The following is a 23272-nucleotide window of genomic DNA, read 5'->3' as shown; positions in this document are numbered from 1 at the left end:
CGCCCACAGGCACAGGGGCTCCCGGCCCCAGGGCACGGACACCCGGCCCGAAGAGAGACGGAGCACCGGCCCGGGAACACAGGGACACCCCGCCCAGGTGCACAGAGACACCCCCCCAGAGGTACGGCGGCACCCGGCCCGACGTACACGGCTCTCGGCCCGCAGGCACGGAAACACCGGCACCCGGCGCGGAAGCGCGGGAACACCCGCACCCGACCCGGAGGCACGGGAACAACCGCATCCGACCCGGAGGCACGGGAACAACCGCACCCAGCCCGGAAGCACGGCAACACACAACACCCGCACCCAACCCAGAAGCACGCGACCACCCAGCCCAGAGGCGCGGGATAGCTCGGCCGCAGGTACGCCCGGACACCCCCGCCAGTCGACCGGGACCCCGGCGGGAGGCGTCCGGGTCGGTCAGGTGCTTGTTTCCAGGGCCACCTTCGGGACGTCCGGCAGCTTGCCCAACTGGACCAGCAGGGGGCGCATGTTGATGACGTCCCAGTGCTCCACGACCTTGGCGTCGGCGAAGCGCAGCTCCTCCACCAGGTGCCAGCTGACGGGCCGTCCGGTCGGCTGCACGCCCATGAACTCGTTCTGGTGGGTGGCGGTCACGGTGATGCGCAGGGTGACCCGGTCCTCCTCGGCCATGATGCTCTTCACTTCGAGCTGGAGATCGGGGAACGCCTTCAGCCCCGCCTCCATGAGCTTGAGCATGTCGGCGGAACTCACCTCGGTGTCCTCGGAGTAGTGCACGATGTCCGGCGACCAGTGCTTGGTGATCCCGCTCAGGTCCCATCGGTTCCAGGCGGCGACCATCTCCAGACACAGCGCCTTGCGCTCGGCCAATGACATGGCGATTCCTCACAGTCTCGCGGACGATGTCCCGCCAGACTGCCCCCGACCCGCATGAGAACGGCTGCAGGATCGCTCCAGTCCTCCTGGAGCGGCGCGGGCCGGGTCCGGATCCATCGGGGCTCACGGGGTCCTCTAGCCCGGCACGACAGCCTGGGCGTCCTGGAATCGCCCTTCGGCCGCGGGCCGGGGAGCGCCGCTTCGTTCGCCGAGGAGGGGCCTTGAACATCCTGTTGACCGGTGCCACGGGCAAGGTCGGCCGCCATGTCACCGAGGGCGTGCTGGCCCGGGGGCACCGGGTGCGGGCGCTTTCCCGGACCCCGGGGGCCGCCGCGCTGCCGGCCGGTGTCGAGGTCGTGCGGGGGGATCTGGAGGAGCCGCGGACCCTGCCGGCCGCGCTGGAGGGGATCGACCGGATGTACCTCTTCCCGGTGCCCGGGACCGCCCACGAGGTCGCGGCGCTGGCCCGGAAGGCGGGCGTCCGGCACATCGTCGTCCTGTCGTCCAGCTCGGTGCTGGAGGACGAGGGCAATCCCAGCCACCAGCACCACCGCACGGTCGAGCGGGCCGTCGAGGACAGCGGGGCGGACTGGACGTTCGTACGTCCCGACGAGTTCGCCGGGAACGTGCTCTGGAAGTGGGGGGAATCGATCCGTACGGAGGGTGTGGTGCGTACGCCGTACGGCGGGGCCGCCCGGGCGCTCGTCCACGAGGCCGACATCGCGGCGGTGATCGTGGCCGCGCTGCTGGAGGAGGGGCACGCGGGCGAGCAGTACCTGGTGACGGGGCCCCGGGCGCTGACGCAGATCGAGCAGGTCCGCACCCTGGCGGAGGCGATCGGCCGGGAGATCCGGTTCGAGGAGCTGAGCCGTGCGGCCGGGCGGGAGGCGATGAGCCGGGTCATGCCGCCGCCGGTCGTCGAGATGCTGCTCGACTACCTCGCCGAGTCCGTGGTCACCCCGGGCCCGGTGACCGACGCGGTGCGCAGGGTCACGGGGCGGGAGGCGCGCACCTTCGCGAGCTGGGCCGCGGAGCACGCCGGCCTCTTCAATGCCGACCGTGCCGACCGTGCCGACAGCGGCAGCAGTGCCGGCTGAGAGAAGGGGAGTTCGCCATGTACGGACCCGGGATGGCCGAGATCTACGAGTTGCTCCACGAGTCGCGCGGCAAGGACTACCGGGCGGAGGCCGCCACCGTCGCGGGGCTCGTGCGGGCCCGCAATCCGCGGGCGGCCACGTTGCTGGACGTCGCGTGCGGCACCGGCGCGCATCTGCGGCACTTCGCCGACCTCTTCGACAAGGTCGAGGGGCTGGAGCTGTCCGACGCCATGCTGACGATGGCCCGCGCCGCGGTGCCCGCAGCCGTCCTGCACGGCGGCGACATGCGCGACCTCTCGCTGGGGCGCTCCTACGACGCGGTCACCTGTATGTTCGGCTCGATCGCCTATCTGCGGGACACCGCCGAACTCACCGCCACGCTGCGGTCGTTCGCGGAGCACCTGGGGCCGGGCGGGGTCGTGGCGGTCGACCCGTGGTGGTTCCTGGAGACGTCCCTCGCACGCCATGTGAGCGGGGACACCGTGACCGTGGGACGGCGGACGATGACCCGCGTGTCGTACACCGAGCGCGAGGGGCACACCTCGCACATGGTCGTGCACTATGTGGTGGCCGAACCCGACAGCGGGGTACGGCACTTCGCGGAGCAGCACACCCTGACGCTGTTCACCAGGGCCGAGTACGAGGACGCCTTCGCCCGGGCCGGACTGCGGGTCGCGTTCGTCGAGGGCATCCAGTCGGGCCGTGGTCTGTTCCTCGCGGACCGGGCCGAGGACGGGCCGCGCTGAGCGGACCCGCCCTCCCCGTGCCGCCGTCGGACGGGCAGTCCGTCAGTCGGGCAGTCGTACGGACAGCGCGTGCCGGAAGACGTTCTTGGGGTCCCAGCGGGCCTTGACCTTCTGCAGGCGGGGGTAGTTGCCCTTGTAGTAGAGGGTGTGCCAGGGCACTCCGGAGGTGTTCCACCGCGGGTCGGTCAGATCGATGTCGGGGTAGTTGATGAAGGTGCCCTCGGTGCGGTCGTCGGGCACCGGGACGCCGCCGGTGGTGGCGAAGACGTCGCGGTAGATCTCCCGGATCCAGGCGAGGTTGGCGTCGTCCTGCGCGGGGTCCATCCAGGTCGCGGACATCCACACCTTGATGATGGAGTCGCGCTGGGCGGTGGCGGTGGCCGTCTCCGGCACGGAGTTGACCTTCGCGCCGTAGGAGTAGAGCGAGACCTCGCCCCACACCTGGGAGTCGGCGCTCAGACAGCGGTAGAGGGTGGCGGCCTGGGCGGCGGTCCACGGCTTGCGCAGATAGGCGCCCTTGGACTTGGTCCGGTCGAAGCCCCCGGTGTCGAACTTGTTGGCCAGCGTGGCGCGCAGCCACGGCTCCGTGCTCCGCTGGACGGCGGGCTCCACCCCGGTGCCCTCGTTGATCGCGGCCACGAAGTCGGTCAACAGCCCCTCGGCGCCGTCGAGTCCGCCGTCGATCTGGACGTCCAGCAGGATCTGGCCGGCCGCCCGGCTGTTGAGGTAGAAGACGCTGTGCAGACTGGCGTACGGGGTGTCGGCGAGGCTGTTGCGCTGGTGCCAGGCCCCGTGGTTGTCGATGATCCGGGTGAACGCCTTCTCGGTGAGGGCGGACCAGTCCCAGGTCACGAGGTGCCGCAGGGTGGACCGGGGGGCCTTGGGCAGCAGGGCCGACGGATCGTTGCCGGTGGCCCCGGGGGTGCGGAACCAGTACCGGGTGACGATCCCGAAGTTGCCGCCCCCTCCCCCGGTGTGGGCCCACCACAGCTCACGGTTGGGGTCGTTCGCGGCGCTGGTGGCCACGACCTTGCGGGCCCGGCCCGAGGCGTCCACGACGACGACCTCGACCGCGTGGAGGTGGTCGGCCACCACGCCGTCGCGGCGGGAGAGCGGGCCGTAGCCACCGCCGAGGACATGGCCGCCGACGCCCACCTGGGGGCAGACGCCGGCCGGGATGGTGACGCCCCAGTTGAGATACAGGGAGCGGTACGTCTCCCCGAGGGTGGCGCCGGGCTCCACGGCGAACGCCCGCTTGGCGGGGTCGTAGCAGATCTGTCTCATCTCGGACATGTCGATCACGGCCCGGACGGCGGGGTCGTCCACGAAGCCCTCGAAGCAGTGGCCGCCACTGCGCACGGCGATCCGCAGGCCCGCGTCCAGGGCCCGGTTCACCGCGTCGACGACCTGGTCCGCGGTGTGCACGACGTACACGGTGTCGGGGCTGCCGCGGAACCGTCCGTTGAAGCCCCTGCTGACCAGGTCCCGGTAGCGCCGGTCCGTCCGGTCCACCTGCACCAGTCCGGTGGGGGCGCCGCACGCGCCGCCTTCCGCCGCCGCCGGGACGGCCGCCTCGGCGGTCGCGGCACCCGGTCCGGCCGTGCCCACCACGGTGGCCCCGCCGACCGCTGCCGCGGTGCCGAGGAATCCGCGGCGCGTGAATTCGTTCACCACAGTAACCCTTTCATTTCCCTGCCATGACGTTTCTCTGAGCAATCGGCGGTTGCGGCTCTGTTGTCTACGTGTTCTACGGCTTCACTGGCTCCAGGATCACCACGGGAATTTCCCTGCTGGTTTTCTTCTGGTAGCTCTTGTACTGCGGGAAGATTCCCGTCATGAGCTTCCAGAGTTCCGGCTTCTCCTCGGCGTTCGCGGTGCGGGCGCGCACATCGAGATGCTCTTCGCCGATCTGGACATGGGCCTCGGGCGTCGCCACCAGATTGAGGTACCAGAGCGGATGCTCAGGCTTTCCGCCGTTCGAGCCGACCAGGATGACGTTCTCGCCGTCGCGGCCGTAGATCACCGCGGTGCGGCGCAGGTTTCCCGATTTCCGGCCGCGGGTGGTGAGGAGCAGGGTGTCGAGGCCGTACCACTTCTGGCCCTCCTTGCCGCCGCTGCCGTCGTAGCGGCGGATGTGGGCGGCGACCCAGCCCGTCGGGCTGTCGATGGGCGTCTCGTCCTGCTGTTCCGGCTGTTGCGGCTGTTCCGGCATGAGGAACTCCTTCGAGCTAATCAAATTTGTCTAGCCACCCTAGCGACGCCGCGCCGAGCGCCGCAATCAAATTTGAATACCGGCCCGGGAGTCAGTAGGGGCGTCCCCCGCCGAACGCGGTGGCCGGCACGGCGACCGGGGACCGGCCGGCGGCGAAGCGGGGCTCGTAGTCGGTGTCCGCGTTCAGGACCGCCTGGTGCAGCCGCTGCACCTGCGGCCCCGGCTCCAGACCGAGCCCCGCGACCAGCGCCCCGCGCAGCCGGTGGAAGACCTGGAGCGCCTGGGCCCTGCGCCCGCTGAGGTGCAGGGCCCACATGTACTGGCCGTGCAGACCCTCGTGCAGCGGGTTCTCCACCGTGAGGGCCGCCAGCTCGGCCAGCACCTCGCGGTACATGCCGAGCCGCAGCTCCACGTCGATCAGGTACTCGAAGGTGGCGAGCCGGGACTCCTCCAGCTGCCGGCGCCGGCTCTCCAGCACCCGCCCGGCCGGTACGTCCACCAGCGCGGGGCCCCGCCACAGCAGCAGCGCCTCGTTCAGGTCCCGCACCCCGGCCGCGTCGTCGCCGCGCACCAGGGCCTCGCGGCCGGCGGCCGCCAGGCTCCGGTAGCGGTGGAGATCGAGCGCTCCCGCCTCGGCGGCCAGCAGATAGCCGCCCGCCCGGGTCACCAGGACCTCACGGGCCACCTCGTCCGTGGTCAGCCCGGTGAGCGCGGCGAACATCTTGCGCAGATTCAGAATGTACGTCTGGAGCGTGGTCAGACCGCTGACGGGCGGATCGTCGTCCCAGAGGTCCCGCACCAGGGACGGCACGGGCACCACCTGTCCCGTGTGGACGAGCAGCATCGCCAGTACGTTGCGCAGCTTCGGGGCGCTCGGAGCGGTGGTCGCCCCGTCCACCCGCACGTACAGCGGCCCCAGTACACCGAATTCCATCGCGCTTCCCCCCTGTTTCCCTGCGTCCAGGAACCCGCCGTCACGGGCGGCGGTGCTCCTTCTCCGGCCACGGCTCACCGAGCTGGCGGTAGGTGCCCTGGTAGTCGGGCCAGTCGCGGTGGTGGTGGATCTTCCCGTCGACGAAGTGGAGGAGGTGGATCTGCTCGCCGGAGAACAACCGTCCGGTGGGCGCCATGCCGACCATCTCGCCGACGTGCCGCCCGTAGAGCACCAGCCGGGCGCGCACCCAGTCGCCGTTCTCCTCCATGCCCACCTCTTCCAGGCGGGCCTCCTCGGAGAAGGTCTTCTTGACCCAGGCGACATTGATCGCGAAAAGCTCCGGGCCGCGCAGCGAGGTGAATTCCAGAGTTCCCGGATTCATGTATTCCGGATGGATGTACTCGGCCACGTCGTCCGTTTTCCCGGTGTTGTACGCCTCCACCAGGCGCCGGACGCTCGCCATCTGGTCGCTCACGTTCTTCCCTCCCGAATCGGTGCGGTACGTGACGCCATCAATTCTTAGGAGACGACTCCATCGGGAGCAAGGGGAGAAAGGCCCCCCTCGGACTTCTTTGCGTTTTGTCCAGCCGCGGTCCAGTGGCGCTCCAAGACCCCTCCAATCCCCCTCCATCCGTGCCCGAGACGGGGCCGGAAAGGTGGGGGATCCACCGAGAGAGCGGGAGGGACAGTGGACACGTCCACATACAAATCCGAAGTGGCGGCCGCCTTCAACAGCGCTGCGGCGTCCTACGACCGGCTCGGCGTGGAGTTCTTCACTCCGATGGGCCGGCGCCTGGTGGAACGCGCGGCCCCCGGGGAGGGCGAGCGGGTCCTCGACGTCGGCTGCGGCCGGGGGGCCTGTGTCTTCCCGGCGGCCGACCGTGTGGGGCCGGACGGCCGTGTGGTGGGCATCGACGTCGCCGAGGCGATGATCGAGGAGGCCGCGAAGGAGGCGTCGCTGCGGGGCGCCACCACGGTGGAGCTGCGGGTGATGGACGGGGAGCACCCGGACTTCGCGCCGCGCTCCTTCGACGTGGTGCTGGGCAGTTACAGCGTCATCTTCCTTCCCGACGCGCCCGCGGCCCTCGCCCGGTACGCGCCGCTGCTCTCGCCCGGCGGGCGGCTCGCCTTCACCAGCCCGGTGTTCAGCGACGACACCTTCCCCTTCCTGCCGCCGGTGTTCACCGAGCTGATCCCGCGCGAGCTGCTGCTCGACCTGCCGCCGCAGTGGCAGCCCGAGCGGCTCCAGCAGCGTTTCAACAGCTGGCTCGCGGACCCGGCCGACCTCACCCGCACGCTGGAGAAGGCCGGCTTCCAGGAGGTGTCGGTCGTCGACGAGAGCGTGCGGCTGGTGGCCGGGTCGGGCCTGGCGTGGGTGGACTGGTCCCATACGCAGGGCATGCGCCTGCTCTGGAACCACCTCTCGGACGACAAGCGCCGGGAGCTGCGGGAGCGGCTGATCACCTCGCTGGACGCGATGCGCGACGGGGACGGACCGCTCACGATCGACACGCCGGTCCGCTACGTCACGGCGACCGTACGCGCCTGATCGCGACGCGCCCGACGCCCCGCCCCGCTGTGTTCACGGGGGCGGGGCGTCGGTCGTGTGCGCTCAGGGTCAGGCGGTCGGGTGGCCCGCCTCCGTCAGGCGGGCCATCGCGGAGTCCAGTGCCGTCCGGTCCGCCTCCGGGGGGCCGGGGCGGGCCGGGAGCAGGGAAATCACCTCGCTGGTCCCGCGCCGGACGGCCGGGTGCCGGCGGGCCACCTGGGACAGGCCCTGCCCCGGTCCCACCTCCACCAGCAGATGGTCACCGGTCGCCAACAGCCCTTCCAGCGCGGGCCAGAAGAGCACCGGGGCCACCGGCTGGCGCGCCCAGAAGGCGGGGTCGTCGATGTCGGACTCCGTCAACGGGGCGCCGGTGTAGGCGGAGTGGACCGGCAGGGACGGTGTGCTGCGGTCCACCGCGGCGAAGCGTGCGGCCGCACCCCGGCAGGCGGGTTCGAGCAGCGGGCTGTGGAAGGCGCTGAGCGACGGCACCCGACGGCAGGTGAACCCGGCCTCGCGCAGGGTGCGGTCGACCTTGTCCAGCGGGCCGTCGGGGCCGGCCAGCACGGTCTGGCGCGGGGCGTTGACCGCGCCGACCACGACGTCCCCGCTCAGATACGGCGTCACCTCCGCCGTGGACGCGGCGACCGCGAGCATGCCGCCGGGCGGGGCCCCGGCCAGCCGCCGTACCCGGTCGAGGACCAGGCCGGTGGCGTCCCGTACACCGAACACCCCGGCCAGGGTGGCCGCGGCCAGCTCCCCGATGCTGTGCCCCAGCAGGGCCGCCGGGCGCACGCCCCGGCTCAGCGCAACCCGCCCCAGCGCGTGGTCGACGGCGAAGAGCAGCGGCTGGGAGCGGGTGACGTGGTCCAGGTCCGTGGCGGGCCGCTCGGTGAGCCAGTCCTCGCGCAGCGGACCGCCCTCGGGGCCCGCCGCGTCGAAGAACGCGTCCATGGCCGCAGTGAACACGGGCTCGTGCCCGTAGAGCCCCGCCGCCATCCGCGGGTGCTGGGAGCCCTGGCCCGGCAGCAGCAGGGCGACGGGCAGCGGCCGTACGGCGGCGGTCATACGGCGTCCCCCGTGTGGGTCGGGTCGGCCCAGGCGGGCCGTTCCAGCATTTCGACGACCGCGCAGGAGTAGGTGAACCCCGCGCCCACGCCCATCAGCACGACCAGGTCCCCGGCGCCCAGGCTCCCCGAGCCGGCCAGATGATCGAACCCGGCGATCTGGTCCCCGGCGCCGAGGTGCCCGACCCCTCGGCTCCAGTCCCAGGTGGTGCGCTCCTCCGCGATCCCGAAGCGGGCGAGATAGCCCGCGCGCAGCCGCTTGCGGCCCAGGTGGGGCAGGACGAACCGGTCGACGTCGGCGAGGGCGACACCGGCCTCGGCGAGGGCCCGCTCGACGGCGGCGTCCTGCGCGGCCCCGCTCGCCGCGATCACCTGGGTCACCCGGTGGGTGGCCAGGAAGTCCTTCTTGCAGGCGTCCAGGTCCACGACCGGCCGGTGGCTGAACGGGGCGCTGCCGAAGGGGTCGTCACCGCGGTGCATGCCCTCCAGCTCCGGTACGGAGACGGTGGCCAGGCCCCGGATCCGGGCGAAGCCCTCCCCCGCGGACAGGACGAGGGCGGTGCCGCCGTCGCCGTAGAAGGTGCCCGAGTCGCTGCGCCAGCGGTCGAACCCGGGCGGGCGGAAGGCGTCCCCCGTCGTGACCAGCACGCGTCGGTCCGCCTCGCCGGACGCCGGGCCGGCCCGCAGATGATCGAGGGCGAGCCCGAGCGCGGCCATGCCACCGTTGGAGACCTGGCCGACCTCGATCGCGGGGCACTGGTTGCCGACGGCGGTGCGCTGGACGTACGAGGCGGGCGCCCACAGGTCGTGTCCCTGGTAGAAGAAACTGGCGTGCAGGATCAGCGAGACCTCGTCCGAGCCGGAACGCCCGAGGGCGGTGCGGGCGGCGCGGGCCGCCATCTCCGGTGCCGGCTCGTCCTCGGCCACGGCCACCGACACCATGCCGGTCGTCGTGGCCAGGGCCTCGTCGCACCGCCCGGCGGCGACGGCGTCCGCGACCGGGGTACGGGGCGGCAGCCAGGCCGCGCACCCCGCGATCCGGAGGTCCGCCTCGGTCATCCGGCGGCCTCCACCGCGGGCGTGCGGTCGGCGAGCGCGGCGTTGACGGCGTCGACGAACGCCGCCGGGGTCAGCGCCTCGCCGAGGGTGTCCTCGGGCAGCTCGACCCCGAAGCCGCGCTCCACCCTGCTGATCGCCTCCATGAGGGCCAGCGAGTCGTAGCCGAGCACGGCGAACTCCTGGTCCGCGGCGGCGCTCGACAGGTCGACGGCCTCCTCCTCGCCTGCGCACTCCCGCATGATCCGGAACAGGTCTTCCATGGTGAAAGCGGACATGACATCTCCAAGGGGCGACCCCGTGGGCCGCGGTGGGGCCGGCCGCGTAGGGTGCGGCCGGACGGGCTGACGGGTGGTGCATCGGTCGTGGATCGATCGCGGTGTGGATCACACGCGGTGTGGATCGGACGCGCGGTGAATCGGACGCGCGGTGGATCGGGACGCGCGGTGGATCGGGACGGGCCGTGGATCAGACGGGCCGTGGATCAGACGCGCCGTGGATCAGACGCGCCGTGGATCAGACGCGCCGTGGATCAGACGCGCGCTGGATTGGACGGACCGTGCATCAGACGCTCGGCAGGTCGGACGCGCCGAGGATCAGACGCCCGCTGGATCGGACGCGGGCCGGTCGACACGCGCGGTGGATCGAGACGTGCGGGTGGACCAGGACGGTCGGGTGGATCAGGACGGCCGGATGACCCAGGACGGCCGGATGACCCAGGACGGCCGGATGACCCAGGACGGCCGGATGACTCAGGACGGCCGGATGACTCAGGACGGCCGGATGGATTGAGACAGCCGGATGACTCGAAACGGCCAGGTGAAGCGAGACCCGCGGGTCGATCGGGACGGCCAGGTGAAGCGGGACGGCCAGGTGGAGCCAGACCCGCAGGTCGATCGGGACGGCCAGGTGAAGCAGCTCGACCAGGTGAAGCAGCTCGGCCAGGTGAAGCGAGACGGTCAGGTGGAGCAGGGCGGCCAGGTGGAGCGAGACGGTCCGGGGCTCGGCTCAGGTCGTCGGTGGGCGGCGTACGACCATCGCGCTGTTGAATCCGCCGCGTCCCCGGGCCAGGACGAGCGCGGCGTCCCCGTCGACGGGACGGGGGGCGCCGGTCACCAGGTCGATGGCGTGGTCCGTCGCGGGACGGTCGACATGGACGGTCGGCGGGACGACGCCGTCCCGCAGGGCGAACAGGGCCGTGACGAGGTCGAGCGGTGCGGCGCCCGCATAGAGGCGTCCCGTCATGGTCTTGGGGACCGTGACCGGCACGCCCCCGGGCCCGAAGACCGCGGTCAGGGCCTGCGCCTCGACCCGGTCGGCCTCCGGTTCACCCGCGCCGTCCGCGAGGACGAAGGCGATGTCCTCGGCCCGCAGGCCCGCGTCGGCCAGCGCGCCGCGCACGGCCCGCTCCAGGTTGGCGGGCCGGCCCGAACCGGGGCGGGGGTCGAACGTGGCGGCGTACCCGCTGATCTCGCCGTAGCTGCGGGCGCCGCGCTCCCGGGCCCGCTCCGCGTCCTCCAGGGTCAGCATCGCCCCGCCCTCGCCCGGCACATGCCCGTCGGCCGCGGCGTCGAAGGGCAGGTAGGCGCGGGCCGGGTCCTCGCTCGCGCTGAGGATGCCGGCGGAGATCTGCGCGGCGAAGCCGTACGGACACAGCGAGGCGTCCATCCCGCCCGTCAGCATGAGCGGGGTGCCGGCGCGGATCCGGCGCCGGGCCTGGGCGACCGCGTCGAGACCGCCCGCCTGGTCGGTGACGACGACTCCGGTGGGGCCGCGCAGATCGTGCCGGATGGATACCTGGCCCGAGTTGACCGCGTAGAACCAGGCGAAGGACATGTACGCGCTGACGTGCTTGGGGTCCTTGCCCCACAGGTGGCCCAGTTCGCGCTGGCCGAACTCGAATCCGCCGGAGGCGCTGGCGGTGACGACCCCGCGCTCGTCCGCGGGCAGGCTGTCGGCGGTCAGCCCGGAGTCCGCGAGCGCCCAGTCGGAGCCCGCCAGGGCGAACTGGGTGGTGCGGTCGGTCTGCGGGACGAGACGGCTGGGGATGTGTTCACGCACCGAGAACCCGGTGACCTCGCCGGCCAGCCGGGAGGGGTAGGAGGAGGGGTCGAAGCGGGTGATGCGGCCGATGCCGCTCTCCCCGCGCAGGGTCGCCGACCAGTACTCCCGCGCCCCGATCCCGTTGGGCGCGAGCACGCCGACTCCGGTGACCACGGCCGTGGCGGTCATGGGCGCCTCCCTTCCGCGGCCGTGAGGACCATCGCGCTCTGGAAGCCGCCGAAGCCGCTGCCCACCGTCAGCACGGTGTCGGTGCGTTGGTCGCGTGCGGTCAACGGCACGTAGTCCAGGTCGAGTTGGGGGTCCGGCTCGTACAGTCCCGCCGTGGGCGGCAGTACCCCGTGGCGGATCACCAGGGCGGAGGCGGCGGCCTCGATGGAGCCGACGGCGCCGAGCGAGTGGCCGATGACGGCCTTGATGGAGCTGACCGGGACCCGGTGGGCGTGCTCGCCCAGGCTGTGTTTGATCGCGGCCGTCTCGTGGATGTCGTTCTGCCGGGTGGCCGTGCCGTGCGCGTTGACGTAGCCCACGGACTCGCGGTCGATCCGGGCGTCGTCGAGCGCGCCGGTGATGGCGGCGGCCATCTCCCGTCCGTCGGGGCGCAGTCCGGTCATGTGGTGGGCGTTGGCGCGCGCGGCGAAGCCGGCGATCTCGGCGTAGACGTCCGCCCCGCGCCGCAGGGCGGACTCCCGCTCCTCCAGGACGAGGACGGCGGCGCCCTCGCCGAGGACGAAGCCGCTGCGGGTCCGGTCGAAGGGCCGCGAGGCGTGGCCCGGGGTGTCGTTGCGCGGCGAGGTCGCCTTGATGGCGTCGAAGCAGGCGACGGTGATCGGCGCGATGGGGGCGTCGCTGCCTCCGGCGATCATGATGTCGGCGCTGCCCTCCCTGATGAGTTCGACGGCGTGCCCCAGGGAGTCGAGGCCGGAGGTGCAGCCCGCCGAGATGAGTGCGGCGGGCCCCTCCGCGCCGGCCTCCCAGGCCACTTCCGCCGCCATGGAGCTGGGCACGAAGTAGTCGTACAGGTACGGGGTGCCCGCCGCGTGGTCGACGAGCCACTGCTGCCCGCCGTCGCTGCGCGCGACGTACTCCTCCTCCAGCTTCTGGGTGCACCCCACGGCGGAGCCGAGGCTGACGCCGGTCCGGTGCGCGTTGGTGTCGTCGATCTCCACGCCGCTGTCGGCCAGTGCCTCGCGGGTGGCGACCAGGGCGAACTGGGTGGCGCGGTCCAGCCGCGCGGTGTCCCGGGCCGACAGTCCGAAGCGGGCCCCGTCGAAGTCGCACTCGGCGGCCATCCGGGAGCGGAACGGCGCCGGGTCGAAGGCCGTGATGGTCCGGGTCGCGGAGACACCGGAGACGATGCGTTCCCAGAACGCCTTGGTGCCGATACCGCCCGGGGCGACCACGCCCAGTCCGGTGACGACCACCCGTCGGGCCGTCATACGTCCTCCCCCGGATCGGCCGTCCCGTCGAGCCCGGGGCCCTCGGGCGCGGCGTCGCCGTCGCGGCGCAGCCGGGCCCGGTACAGTTCCGGCCGGCTCTCGCTCAGGGCGCGCAGCGCACCGGCGTGCGGGGTGAAGTCGGGGTGCGAGACGGCCGCGCGGAACGAGGCGGCGTCCTGCCACTCGGCGACGTTGACGTACTGGCCGGGCCGCTCGGTGTGCCGGCAGAGCGTGTGCCGGACGAAGCCCGGCTGCCGTGCCATGAACTCGGACGTCCTCGCGAACTCCCTCTCGAACACCTCGGGTTCGGCGTGCACGGTGAAGGTGTTCACGAAGGTGACGGCGCCGGCCTCCTTGGCATCCGGCTCCTGATGCGTCATCAATGGCCTCCTCGTAGCCCGGTGTTGTCCCGGGTCGCCAGGTCGGTCTCTGGCTCGTTCGTGCAACCCGGCCCCGCTTGACATCGTGCGGTCGTTCGTGTCGTTCCACGCTGCGTGTCCGGTCTCGCAGCCGGGTGGAAGGCCGCTGGAGCCCGGACCGGGCCGGGGGTCGAGCGCATTTCGAGCGGCCGCTGACACCCTCGCAGTCGTCCGACAGCCCACCGCGGGGACCGCCGAGGAGCCTTCATGTCGCCAGCAGCAGCACGCGTCGCCGTCGTCACCGGTGCGACCAGCGGGATCGGTCTCGCCGTGGCCCGCAGTCTGGCCGAGGGCGGTGCGCGGGTCTTCCTCTGCGCCCGCGACGGCGACCGGGTCGCCCACACGGTCAAGGAGCTGCGCGAGGCGGGGCTCGACGTCGACGGCACCGCCTGCGACGTGCGCGACACCGAGCGGGTGCGTGCCTTCGTCCAGGAGGCCAGGGACCGGTTCGGCCCCGTGGACGCGCTGGTGAACAACGCCGGCCGCAGCGGCGGCGGCCACACCGCGCAGATCCCCGACGAGCTGTGGCTCGATGTGATCGAGACCAACCTCAACAGCGTCTTCCGGATGACCCGCGAGGTACTGACGACCGGCGGGATGCTGGAGCGCGGGGCCGGACGGATCGTCAACATCGCCTCGACGGGCGGCAAGCAGGGCGTGGCGCTGGGCGCGCCGTACTCGGCGTCCAAGCACGGCGTGGTCGGCTTCACCAAGGCCCTGGGCCTGGAGCTGGCGAAGACGGGCATCACCGTGAACGCCGTCTGCCCGGGCTATGTCGAGACACCGATGGCCGAGCGGGTGCGCCAGGGCTACGCCGGCGCCTGGGACATCACCGAGGACGAGGTGCTGGAACGGTTCGAGGCGAAGATCCCCCTCGGCCGCTACTCCACGCCGGACGAGGTCGCCGGGCTCGTCGGCTATCTGCTCTCCGCCACGGCCGCGTCGATCACCGCCCAGGCGATGAACGTGTGCGGCGGGCTCGGCAACTACTGACAGCGGGCCCGGGCGTTGCGCGGCCACGGGCGGACAGAGGGGATCAGCATGGCGTACGAGGTGCACACGACCGAGCACACGGTCACGGTGGCCGCCGCACCCGAGGCCGTCTTCGGCCTGGTGGAGCGGGCGGAGGACTGGCCGCACGTCTTTCCGCCGAGTCTGCACGTGGAGTGCCTGGAGCGGTCCGGCGACGAGGAGCGGCTGCGGATCTGGGCCACCGCCAACGGCGAGGTGAAGTCCTGGACCTCGCGGCGCACCCTGGACCGCGCGGGGCTGCGGATCCGGTTCCGCCAGGAGGTCTCCCAGGATCCCGTCGCCGCGATGGGCGGGGAGTGGATCATCGAGGCGCTGCCCGACGGCGGCAGCCGGGTGCGGCTGCTGCACGACTTCGAGGCCGTCGGCGACCTGGAGCGCAACGTCGGCTGGATCCTGGAGGCGATCGACCGCAACAGCGGGGCCGAGCTGGCGGCGCTGGAGTCCGCCGCGCTGCGCGCCGGCACCGACGAGGCGCCGTACACCTTCGAGGACGCGGTGCGGATCGACGCCCCGGCCCAGGAGGTGCGGGACTTCCTGCACGACGCGGGACGGTGGCAGGAGCGGCTGCCGCATGTGGCGCGGGTGCTGCTGAAGGAGGACACGCCCGACGTCCAGCACCTGGAGATGGACACCCGCACCCCCGACGGTTCGACGCACACCACGGCCTCGGTGCGGATCTGCCTGCCGGACGGGCGGATCACGTACAAGCAGTTGCAGACACCGGCCCTGATGTCGGTGCACACCGGGGAGTGGACGGTGCGGGAGGCCCCGTCCGGCTGTGTGGCCGTCTCCCGGCACACCGTGGTCGTCAACGCCGCCGCCGTCACCCAGGTCCTCGGCGCCTCCGCGACCACCGCCGACGCCCGCGCCTTCGTCCGGGACGTGCTCGGCGGCAACAGCACGATCACCCTGCGGCACGCGAAGGAGCACGCGGAGCGGCGGGCCCGTACCGAGCCGGTGCCGCCCGCCGAGTACGCCTCCGTCCAGCAGTTCTACGCACGGCAGATGCGGCTCCTCGACGCGGGCGAGGGGGATGCCTGGGCGGACACCTTCACCGAGGACGGGGTCTTCGACCAGAGCTCGTTCACCGAGCCGGTGCGCGGCCGGGCGGCGATCGCCGCGGCCGTGCGGGAGCGGCCCGCGGCGCCGGCCGGCACGGTGCGCCGGCACTGGCTGGGCCTGCCGGCGGCCTGGCGCTTCCCGGACGGTTCGGTGCGCACGGGCTACGACGCCCTGGTCGTGTCGACCGCGGCGGGCTCCGCCCCCGTGCTCCGGCTGAGCACGTCGTGCCAGGACGTCCTCGTCGCCGACGGGGACGGCTGGCTGGTGCGCCACCGGTACGTCGGCCACGACGGGCAGTGAAGCCCGCCGCCCCGGACAGCGCCGGCCCCACCACTCGCGAAAAGGGAGATCGATGAAGGTCCTGTTCACCACGTTCGCCGCGAAGTCCCACATGCATGCCCAGGTTCCGCTGGCCTGGGCCCTCCAGACCGCCGGCCACGAGGTCCGGATCGCCAGCCAGCCGGATCTGGCGGAGGACATCACCCGTACCGGGCTGACCGCCGTCTGCGTCGGTGAGCCGCTGCTCCTGGAGGAGCAGATGCAGCGGGTCAACGAGGGTCTGGGCGAGGACGCCGAGATCATGGAGAGCCAGGCGGAAGCCGGGATGGACATGACGGAGACCCGTCCCGAGATGCTGACCTGGGACCACGTCCTCGGTGTGTTCACCTCGATGACGGCGATGGCCTTCCAGAACTCCTGCCCGGAGCGCATGATCGACGACCTGGTCGCGTTCAGCCGTGAGTGGCGGCCCGACCTGGTCGTCTGGGACACGCTGTCGTTCGCGGGCCCGGTGGCCGCGCGGGTGACCGGTGCCGCCCACGCCCGGCTGCTGTTCGGGCTGGATCTGCTGGGGAGGATGCGGGAGACCTTCCTGGACCTCCAGGCGGAGCGGCTGCCGGAGCAGCGCGACGATCCGCTGCGCGAGTGGCTGACCTGGACGCTCGGCCGCTACGGCGCGGAGTTCGCGGAGGAGGTCGCGGTCGGTCAGTGGACGATCGACCCGGTGCCGCCGTCGATGCGGTTCCCGGTGCGGCAGCCGTTCGTCCCGCTGCGGTACGTCCCCTACAACGGGCAGGCCGTCGTACCGGACTGGCTGCACGAGCCGCCGAAGAAGCCCCGGGTCTGTCTGACGCTGGGGGTGGCCCACCGTGAGGTGCTGGACGGCGACCGGGCCTCGGTCGGTGAGCTGGTCGCGGCGCTGGCGGAGCTGGACGTCGAGGTGGTCGCCACCCTCAACGCCAAGCAGCTCGCCGGGACCCGGCTGCCGGACAACGTCAGGGCCGTCGACTTCGTCCCGCTGAACGCGCTGCTGCCGACCTGCTCCGCGATCATCCACCACGGCGGCTCCGGGACCTTCCAGACCGCGCTGGCGCACGGCGTCCCCCAGCTGATCGTGCCCGACATGGTCTGGGACACCATCCACAAGGCGAAGCAGCTGGAGAAGTTCGGCGCGGGGCTGTACCTGCACGACGTCGACCACTACACCGCCCAGGACGTGCGCGACCAGGTGCTTCGGCTGCTGGAGGAGCCGTCGTTCGCGGAGAACTGCGCGCGGATCCGCCGGGAGATGGTGGGGACGCCGAGCCCCAACGACATCGTCCCGCTGCTGGAGAAACTCGTCGAGGAACACCGCGGGGCCCGGGCCACCGGTGCGGATGCCGGTGCCGGTGCCGTTCGAGGGGAGCGGTAGATGGCCTCCGCCGTGAAGTTCCGCGAGCTCGCCGTGCAGGGCGCGTACGCCTTCACGCCGCCCGTCTTCGAGGACGACCGCGGGCTGTTCACCTCCCCGTACCAGGAGCCGGCGTTCGTGGAGGCCCTCGGGCATCCGCTCTTCCCCGTCGCGCAGTCCAACCACAGCAAGTCGCGGCGCGGCACGGTCCGGGGCATCCACTACACCGTCACCCCGCCGGGCGTGGCCAAGTACGTGTACTGCGCCCGGGGCCGGGCCATCGACATCGTGGTGGACATCCGGGTCGGCTCGCCCACGTTCGGCCGCTGGGACTCGTCCGTGCTGGACCCGGAGGGCTTCGGCGCCATGTACTTCCCGGTCGGGGTCGGGCACGCGTTCATCGCCCTGGAGGACGACACGGTGATGTCGTACATGCTCTCCGGGAGTTACGAGGCGCAGCACGAGATGTCCCTGTCCCCGCTCGACCCCGCGCTGGGGCTGCCGGTCCCCCGGGACGTGGAGCCGCTGCTGTCCGCCCGGGACACGGCCGCGCCGCTGCTCGCGCAGGTGCGGGCGGAGGGCGGCCTGCCGGAGTACGACAAGTGCCGCCGGATCGAGGCCGCACTGTGGCGGCCCTGAGCGGTGGCCGGCCGGCGGCCGCGGGGTCCCGGGTCGCGGTGCTCGGGGCCAGCGGCTGTGTCGGCCGCTGTGTGAGCGCCGCGCTGGTGCGCGAGGGGCACGAGGTGCTCGCCGTCGCCCGGCGCGGCGGTCCCGCGGTGGCGGAGCACGTCTTCGCCGGGGTGGATGTGGCGGCGGTCCCGCCGGACGAGCTGGCGGGCCTGTTCACCCGGCACCGGGTGGCGGCGGTGGTCAATGTGACGGGCGGCTGGGGCACGACCGAGGAGGAGATGCACTACGCGCACATCACCCTGGTCGACCGGCTGCTGGACGCGCTGACCCGCATGCCGGAGCGGCCGCGGCTGGTCCATGTCGGCTCGATCCACGAGTACGGGCCGGTGCCCGAGCCCCGCTCCATCGGCGAGGACCTGGAGCCCCGGCCGACGACGATGTACGCCAGGACCAAGCTGGCCGGCTCCGCGCTGGTGCTCGACGCCACCCGGGCCGGCCGGGTGGACGGGCTGGTGCTGCGCGCGGTGAACGTGTGCGGGCCCCGCACCACCCGGGCCAGTTTCCTCGGGGCGGTCGCCGACCGGCTGCGGGCCACGTCCGTGGGCGCCCCGGTGACGCTGCGGGTCGCGGACGCCCGGCGGGACTTCATCGATGTGCGCGACCTGGCCGAGGCCGTGGTCCTCGCCGTGGCGTCACCGGTCACCGGACGGGTCGTCAACATCGGCCGCGGGGAGGCCTCCGCGATGCGGGAGCTGGTGGATCTGCTGGTGGCCGCCTCGGGGCTGCCGCCTCAGGCGCTGAGGGTCGAGGACGGACCGGTCGCCAGCAAGGGCGGCGGCTGGACCCTCGCGGACATCCGGCTGGCGGGCGAACTCCTCGGCTGGAAGCCGCGGATCGCGCTCGCCGAGGCGATGCGGGCGACCTGGGAGACGCCCGCGGACTGAGCCGGCCCGGACGACCGCCCCCATCCATGACAAGGAGTTCAGATGGCCGATGTGACGGCCCGTATCGCCAGGTCGGCCGGGGCCGTGGAGAGCCCGCTGACCGATCCCGCCGGATTCGACGACTGGTTCGCCGAGTTCGGGCAGCGGATCTACACGACGGCCGAGCGGGTGCCGCTGGCCGCGCTCGACCAGTGGTACCAGACGCCGGTGACCGGTGATCTGTGGCATCGCAGCGGCAAGTTCTTCACGATCCACGGGCTGCGGGTGGACGATCCGGCCGGGGCGGTGCCCTCGTGGGTCCAGCCCATCATCGACCAGCCCGAGGTCGGCATCCTGGGCGTCCTGATCAAGGAGTTCGACGGGGTTCCGCACCTCCTGATACAGGCGAAGGCGGAACCGGGCAACCCCGGGGGGCTCCAGCTCTCCCCCACCGTGCAGGCGACCCGCAGCAACTACACCGGTGTCCACAAGGGCAAGGCCGTGCCGTACCTGGACTACTTCCGGGACACGTCACGGCACCGGGTGGTCGCGGACGTCCGGCAGTCGGAGCAGGGCGCCTGGTTCTACCGCAAGCGCAACCGCAACATGGCGGTGGAGACGACCGACGAGGTGGAGGTCCTCGACGGCTTCCGCTGGTTCACGCTGGGGCAGTTGTACCGGCTGCTGTCGCGCGACGACGTCATCAACATGGACCTGAGGACCGTACTGGCGTGTCTGCCGCACCGCGCCCGGGCGGACGGCGCGCTGCACCGGATGACCGACGTGCTGAGCTGGATCAACGGGGCCCGCTCGCTGGTCACCGTGCGCACCGAGCGGATCGCCCTGAACGCGCTGGACGAGTGGCGGCACAGCGAGATGGGCTACTCGCACGAGAGCGGGGGCTTCTTCGACGTCATCGGGGTCTCCGTGACGGCCGCGGGGCGCGAGGTCGGCACCTGGCGCCAGCCGATGATCGAGCCGCGCGGCACGGGTGTCATCGCCTTCCTGTCCCGGGAGATCGACGGGGTGCCGCACGTGCTGATGCACGCCCGCGCCGAGCCGGGCTCCGCGGACGTGGTGGAGCTGGCGCCGACCGTGCAGTGCATCCCGTCGAGCTACCGCTGGCTGCCGCCCGCCGCCCGGCCCCGTCATCTCGACGAGGTGCTGTCCGCCCGGCCGGACCGGATCCGTTTCGAGGCCGTGCTCTCCGAGGAGGGCGGCCGTTTCTTCCATGCCCGCAACCGCTATCTGATCGTGGACAGCGATGTCCCCGAGGATCCCGGTCATCCCGACTACCGCTGGCTGACCATGGACCAGCTGACGCAGCTGCTCCGGCACAGCCACTACCTGAATGTGCAGGCCCGGAGCCTGGTGGCGTGTCTGCGCGGTCTGGAGGCGGCCCGCCCGGCCGGCTGAGCACCGGCGCACCCCGCGCACACCGAAGGCCCGGCGGGATCCCTCCGCCGGGCCTTCGGTGTGTGGTGCGGGGTGGGCCGGGCCGGGCCCGCCGCACGGACTCAGAGGCTGTCCAGCACGTCGCGCACCGCGCTGATCACCTTGTCCTGGACGTCCGGGGCGAGGGCCGGGTACATCGGCAGGGAGAAGATCTGGCCGGCCAGTTCCTCGGTGACGGGCAGCGAGCCGGTGGGGCGGCCGAGATGGGCGAACCCGGACATCGTGTGCACCGGCCAGGGATAGCTGATGTTGAGTTCGATGTCGTACGCCTTGAGGGCCTTGATGATGTCGTCGCGCCGGGGGTGGCGCACCGTGTACACGTAGTACACGTGCTCGTTGCCCGGGACGGTGTACGGCAGCACCAGGTCGGTGTCGCCGAGCCCCTCCTCGTAGCGGCGGGCGACGGCCTGGCGTCCCTGGACGTAGGTGTCGAGCCGGCGCAGCTTGCGCCGCAGGATCTCGGCCTGCACCTCGTCAAGCCGGGCGTTGTGGCCCGGGGTGCCGACGACGTAGTAGCGCTCCTCCATGCCGTAGTAGCGCAGCCGGCGCAGCGCGCGGTGGGCGTCGTCCCGGGAGGTCAGCACGGCGCCGCCGTCGCCGTACGCGCCGAGCACCTTCGTCGGGTAGAAGGAGAAGGCGGAGGCGTCGCCGGTGGTGCCGGCGAGCCGGCCCTCGCGGCGGGCGCCGTGGGCCTGGGCGCAGTCCTCGACGAGGACCAGGCCGTGCTCGGCGGCGAGCCGTTCCAGCGGGGCCAGGTCGACGCACTGTCCGTAGAGGTGGACGGGGAGCAGGCACCGGGTCCGCGGGGTGAGGACGGACGCCACCTGGTCGGTGTCCATGAGGTAGCTGTCCGGGCGGATGTCGACGAACACCGGGGTGGCGCCCACGGCGTCGATGGCGACCACGGTGGGGGCCGCGGTGTTGGACACGGTGACGACCTCGTCCCCGGGGCCGACGCCGAGCGCCTGGAGGGCGAGCTTGATGGCGTTGGTGCCGTTGTCGACGCCGACGCAGTGGCCCACGCCGTGATGGCCGGCGAACTCCCGCTCGAAGCCGCGGACACTGTCACCGAGGACGAGCTGGCCCGAGCTGAAGACCGTCTCCACCGCGTCCAGAATATCGGCGCGTTCGTTCTCGTATTCCTGCCGGTAGTCCCATACGAGAGTGGTCATTAATTCGCTTCCCTCCCATTGCTGATGCCGTGCCGCAGGGCGTCACCAGCCCCTCGCAGCACATCATATTGACGGGTCGATCCACAACCCCGGTTTTTCCTCTATTTCCGCTCGAACATCCCTGGACCAGGGATTGCACTTCCTTGCTTCCGCGTGAATCCCGCCGTTAGCATGAGCAGAAATCGAGGACAGGGATATATCCATGAAGGGGATTATTCTCGCCGGCGGTTCGGGAACAAGGCTCCATCCCATAACCGTCTCCGTTTCGAAGCAACTTCTCCCGGTCGGCGACAAACCGATGATCTACTATCCGCTCTCGGTGCTGATGCTCGCGGACATCAGGGAGATCCTGCTGATCTGCACCGAGCGCGACCTGGACCCGTTCCGCCGGCTCCTCGGCGACGGCTCCCAGCTCGGCGTCCGGATCGACTACGCGGTGCAGAACCGGCCGGCCGGGCTGGCCGAGGCCTTCGTCATCGGCGCCGACCACGTGGGCGACGACGACGTGGCCCTGGTCCTGGGGGACAACATCTTCCACGGCTACCACTTCTACGACCTGCTCCAGAGCAACGTCCGGGACGTCCGGGGCTGTGTGCTGTTCGGCTACCCCGTGGAGGACCCCGAGCGGTACGGGGTGGGCGAGACCGACGCGTCGGGACGCCTCGTCTCCCTGGAGGAGAAGCCGGTGCGGCCCCGTTCCGACCTCGCCATCACCGGGCTCTACCTGTACGACAACGAGGTGGTCGACATTGCCAAGAACCTCCGCCCCTCGGCGCGCGGAGAACTGGAGATCACCGACGTCAACCGGAATTACCTGGCGCGCGGCCGAGCCCGGTTGGTCGACCTCGGCCGCGGTTTCGCCTGGCTGGACGCCGGGACTCCGGAATCCCTGCTCCAGGCCACCCAGTATGTGCGGACGCTAGAAGAACGGCAGGGCGTCCGCATCGCCTGTGTCGAGGAGGTCGCCCTGCGCATGGGATTCATCGACGCGGAGAGCTGCCACCGGCTCGGCGAGAAGATGGCGCAGTCGGACTACGGCCGCTATGTGATGTCGGTGGCCCGCGAAATGTCGTCCTGACGCCGCCGTCCGTCAGCCCGCGGCGCGGACACCGACGAAAAGCCCACGACCGGTCGGGCCGTCCTCCAGGAATTCCACGGAACAGCCCGCGTCGGTGAACGCGGAGACGTACTCCTCCTTGGTGAACAGGGTCAGTACGTCGATCTCGGTGAACTGCTGGATACCGGCGGCGTCCCCGACGGTGAAACGGACCTCCATGCGGGTGGCCCGGCCCTTGCGGGTGGTGTGCGAGATCCGCGCGACGGTGCGGTGCTCCTCCCGGGCCAGGTCACCCGCGACATAGCCCTCGATGAAGTTCTCGGGGAACCACCAGGGTTCGACGACCAGGACGCCGCCGGGCTCCAGATGGCGGGCCATCGACGCGAGGGCGGCCCGCAGGTCGGCCACCGTCCCCAGATAGCCGATGGCGCAGAACATGCAGGTCACCGCCGCGTACCTGCGGCCGAGGGAGAAGTCGCGCATGTCGCCCGCGTGCACCGTGACGCCGGGCAGCCGCTGTTCGGCGAGCCGGCGCATCGGCTCCGCGATCTCCAGCCCCTCGGCGGTCCCGAACCGGGCCGCGAACACGCTGAGATGGGCGCCCGTGCCGCAGGCGACGTCGAGCAGCGAGTCGGCTCCCGGGCGGCGTTCGGCGATGAGCCGGGAGACGTCCGCGGCCTCCTCCCCCCAGTCCTTGCCCCGGCTGCGGTAGATGGCCTCGTACACGTCCGCGAGTTCCCTGCCGTACATGTGTGTCTCCTCCCGTTGCCGCCCTGGTGGGCGCGTCGTCCGCCGGACCGCCGTGTGCGCCTGACTCGTCTCACTCGCCGCACTCGC

At 71.9% G+C, this 23272-nt stretch carries 23 protein-coding genes; 10 read left to right on the top strand and 13 right to left on the bottom strand.

Annotated elements, in window-relative coordinates; all coding sequences use genetic code 11:
- Positions 1-420: 420 nt before the first annotated feature.
- Positions 421-858 carry an ester cyclase gene (locus ABZ490_RS32625; protein WP_358998103.1) on the bottom strand — a complete coding sequence of 146 codons (438 nt, stop codon included), beginning with the start codon at positions 856-858 and terminating at the stop codon, positions 421-423.
- Between the two features lie 221 nt (positions 859-1079).
- Between ABZ490_RS32625 and ABZ490_RS32620 the strand changes: the two genes are divergently transcribed.
- Together ABZ490_RS32620 and ABZ490_RS32615 are read left to right on the top strand one after the other, a co-directional pair.
- Positions 1080-1955, top strand: coding sequence for an NAD(P)H-binding protein (locus ABZ490_RS32620; RefSeq protein ID WP_358998101.1), 876 nt, complete (start codon positions 1080-1082; stop codon positions 1953-1955).
- A gap of 17 nt (positions 1956-1972) precedes the next feature.
- Positions 1973-2701 (top strand): class I SAM-dependent methyltransferase, encoded by a 729-nt coding sequence (locus tag ABZ490_RS32615; RefSeq protein WP_358998098.1) that lies wholly within the window; start codon positions 1973-1975, stop codon positions 2699-2701.
- Between the two features lie 42 nt (positions 2702-2743).
- Here ABZ490_RS32615 and ABZ490_RS32610 read toward each other — a convergent pair whose 3' ends face one another.
- From ABZ490_RS32610 to ABZ490_RS32595, 4 genes are all read right to left on the bottom strand, one after another.
- The gene (locus ABZ490_RS32610) at positions 2744-4372 is read right to left on the bottom strand and encodes an FAD-binding protein (protein ID WP_358998095.1); all 1629 of its coding nucleotides are present in this window, start codon (positions 4370-4372) and stop codon (positions 2744-2746) included.
- A 76-nt stretch (positions 4373-4448) separates the two neighbouring features.
- Complete coding sequence (locus ABZ490_RS32605) at positions 4449-4913, bottom strand: nitroreductase family deazaflavin-dependent oxidoreductase (protein WP_358998092.1); 465 nt, start codon at positions 4911-4913, stop codon at positions 4449-4451.
- 91 nt (positions 4914-5004) lie between these two features.
- Positions 5005-5847 carry an AfsR/SARP family transcriptional regulator gene (locus ABZ490_RS32600; RefSeq protein WP_358998089.1) on the bottom strand — a complete coding sequence of 281 codons (843 nt, stop codon included), beginning with the start codon at positions 5845-5847 and terminating at the stop codon, positions 5005-5007.
- A 40-nt stretch (positions 5848-5887) separates the two neighbouring features.
- On the bottom strand, positions 5888-6322 hold the full coding sequence (locus ABZ490_RS32595) for an ester cyclase (RefSeq protein ID WP_358998086.1): 435 nt from the start codon (positions 6320-6322) through the stop codon (positions 5888-5890).
- A gap of 213 nt (positions 6323-6535) precedes the next feature.
- On the opposite strand from ABZ490_RS32595, the gene ABZ490_RS32590 reads away from it, so the two are divergent.
- Positions 6536-7396, top strand: coding sequence for a methyltransferase domain-containing protein (locus tag ABZ490_RS32590; RefSeq protein ID WP_358998084.1), 861 nt, complete (start codon positions 6536-6538; stop codon positions 7394-7396).
- 69 nt (positions 7397-7465) lie between these two features.
- Here ABZ490_RS32590 and ABZ490_RS32585 read toward each other — a convergent pair whose 3' ends face one another.
- The 6 genes from ABZ490_RS32585 to ABZ490_RS32560 all read right to left on the bottom strand — a co-directional run bounded on the left by ABZ490_RS32585 (position 7466) and on the right by ABZ490_RS32560 (position 13396).
- On the bottom strand, positions 7466-8461 hold the full coding sequence (locus ABZ490_RS32585; protein ID WP_358998081.1) for an acyltransferase domain-containing protein: 996 nt from the start codon (positions 8459-8461) through the stop codon (positions 7466-7468).
- Positions 8458-9519, bottom strand: coding sequence for a ketoacyl-ACP synthase III family protein (locus tag ABZ490_RS32580; protein ID WP_358998078.1), 1062 nt, complete (start codon positions 9517-9519; stop codon positions 8458-8460). The genes ABZ490_RS32585 and ABZ490_RS32580 overlap by 4 nt, the downstream gene beginning before the upstream one ends.
- On the bottom strand, positions 9516-9794 hold the full coding sequence (locus tag ABZ490_RS32575) for an acyl carrier protein (RefSeq protein ID WP_340376194.1): 279 nt from the start codon (positions 9792-9794) through the stop codon (positions 9516-9518). The genes ABZ490_RS32580 and ABZ490_RS32575 overlap by 4 nt, the downstream gene beginning before the upstream one ends.
- Before the next feature lie 730 nt (positions 9795-10524).
- On the bottom strand, positions 10525-11748 hold the full coding sequence (locus tag ABZ490_RS32570) for a ketosynthase chain-length factor (RefSeq protein WP_358998073.1): 1224 nt from the start codon (positions 11746-11748) through the stop codon (positions 10525-10527).
- Positions 11745-13016 carry a beta-ketoacyl-[acyl-carrier-protein] synthase family protein gene (locus ABZ490_RS32565; RefSeq protein WP_358998070.1) on the bottom strand — a complete coding sequence of 424 codons (1272 nt, stop codon included), beginning with the start codon at positions 13014-13016 and terminating at the stop codon, positions 11745-11747. Before ABZ490_RS32565 ends, ABZ490_RS32570 begins: the two co-directional genes overlap by 4 nt.
- The gene (locus tag ABZ490_RS32560; RefSeq protein WP_358998067.1) at positions 13013-13396 is read right to left on the bottom strand and encodes an antibiotic biosynthesis monooxygenase family protein; all 384 of its coding nucleotides are present in this window, start codon (positions 13394-13396) and stop codon (positions 13013-13015) included. The genes ABZ490_RS32565 and ABZ490_RS32560 overlap by 4 nt, the downstream gene beginning before the upstream one ends.
- 246 nt (positions 13397-13642) lie before the next feature.
- On the opposite strand from ABZ490_RS32560, the gene ABZ490_RS32555 reads away from it, so the two are divergent.
- The 6 genes from ABZ490_RS32555 to ABZ490_RS32530 are packed head-to-tail and all read left to right on the top strand — an operon-like array spanning position 13643 to position 20167.
- Positions 13643-14428 (top strand): SDR family NAD(P)-dependent oxidoreductase, encoded by a 786-nt coding sequence (locus ABZ490_RS32555; protein WP_358998064.1) that lies wholly within the window; start codon positions 13643-13645, stop codon positions 14426-14428.
- 48 nt (positions 14429-14476) lie between these two features.
- Positions 14477-15829: an SRPBCC family protein gene (locus ABZ490_RS32550; RefSeq protein ID WP_358998061.1), complete on the top strand. Its 1353-nt coding sequence runs from the start codon at positions 14477-14479 to the stop codon at positions 15827-15829.
- A 52-nt stretch (positions 15830-15881) separates the two neighbouring features.
- Complete coding sequence (locus ABZ490_RS32545) at positions 15882-17219, top strand: activator-dependent family glycosyltransferase (protein WP_358998058.1); 1338 nt, start codon at positions 15882-15884, stop codon at positions 17217-17219.
- Entirely contained in the window at positions 17220-17837 is a 618-nt protein-coding gene (gene rfbC, locus ABZ490_RS32540; protein ID WP_358998055.1) for a dTDP-4-dehydrorhamnose 3,5-epimerase, read from the top strand. It abuts the gene before it with no gap.
- Complete coding sequence (locus ABZ490_RS32535) at positions 17825-18772, top strand: NAD(P)-dependent oxidoreductase (RefSeq protein ID WP_358998052.1); 948 nt, start codon at positions 17825-17827, stop codon at positions 18770-18772. The genes rfbC and ABZ490_RS32535 overlap by 13 nt, the downstream gene beginning before the upstream one ends.
- 42 nt (positions 18773-18814) lie before the next feature.
- Positions 18815-20167, top strand: a complete 1353-nt coding sequence (locus tag ABZ490_RS32530) for an NDP-hexose 2,3-dehydratase family protein (protein ID WP_358998049.1) — start codon at positions 18815-18817, stop codon at positions 20165-20167.
- A 101-nt stretch (positions 20168-20268) separates the two neighbouring features.
- Here ABZ490_RS32530 and ABZ490_RS32525 read toward each other — a convergent pair whose 3' ends face one another.
- Positions 20269-21378, bottom strand: a complete 1110-nt coding sequence (locus tag ABZ490_RS32525; RefSeq protein ID WP_358998046.1) for a DegT/DnrJ/EryC1/StrS family aminotransferase — start codon at positions 21376-21378, stop codon at positions 20269-20271.
- A gap of 202 nt (positions 21379-21580) precedes the next feature.
- Here ABZ490_RS32525 and rfbA point away from each other — a divergent pair, with 202 nt between their 5' ends.
- Positions 21581-22456: a glucose-1-phosphate thymidylyltransferase RfbA gene (gene rfbA, locus ABZ490_RS32520; RefSeq protein WP_358998044.1), complete on the top strand. Its 876-nt coding sequence runs from the start codon at positions 21581-21583 to the stop codon at positions 22454-22456.
- 12 nt (positions 22457-22468) lie between these two features.
- Here the strand turns inward: rfbA and ABZ490_RS32515 are convergent, their stop codons facing one another.
- Positions 22469-23185 carry a class I SAM-dependent methyltransferase gene (locus tag ABZ490_RS32515; RefSeq protein WP_358998041.1) on the bottom strand — a complete coding sequence of 239 codons (717 nt, stop codon included), beginning with the start codon at positions 23183-23185 and terminating at the stop codon, positions 22469-22471.
- Between the last annotated feature and the right edge of the window lie 87 nt (positions 23186-23272).

Origin of the sequence: Streptomyces sp. NPDC005811, from assembly GCF_040630405.1 — a bacterium.
Taxonomy (GTDB): Bacteria; Actinomycetota; Actinomycetes; order Streptomycetales; family Streptomycetaceae; genus Streptomyces.
The sequence above is the reverse complement of the archived record's forward strand: the minus strand, read 5'-3'. Positions and strand labels throughout refer to the sequence as shown.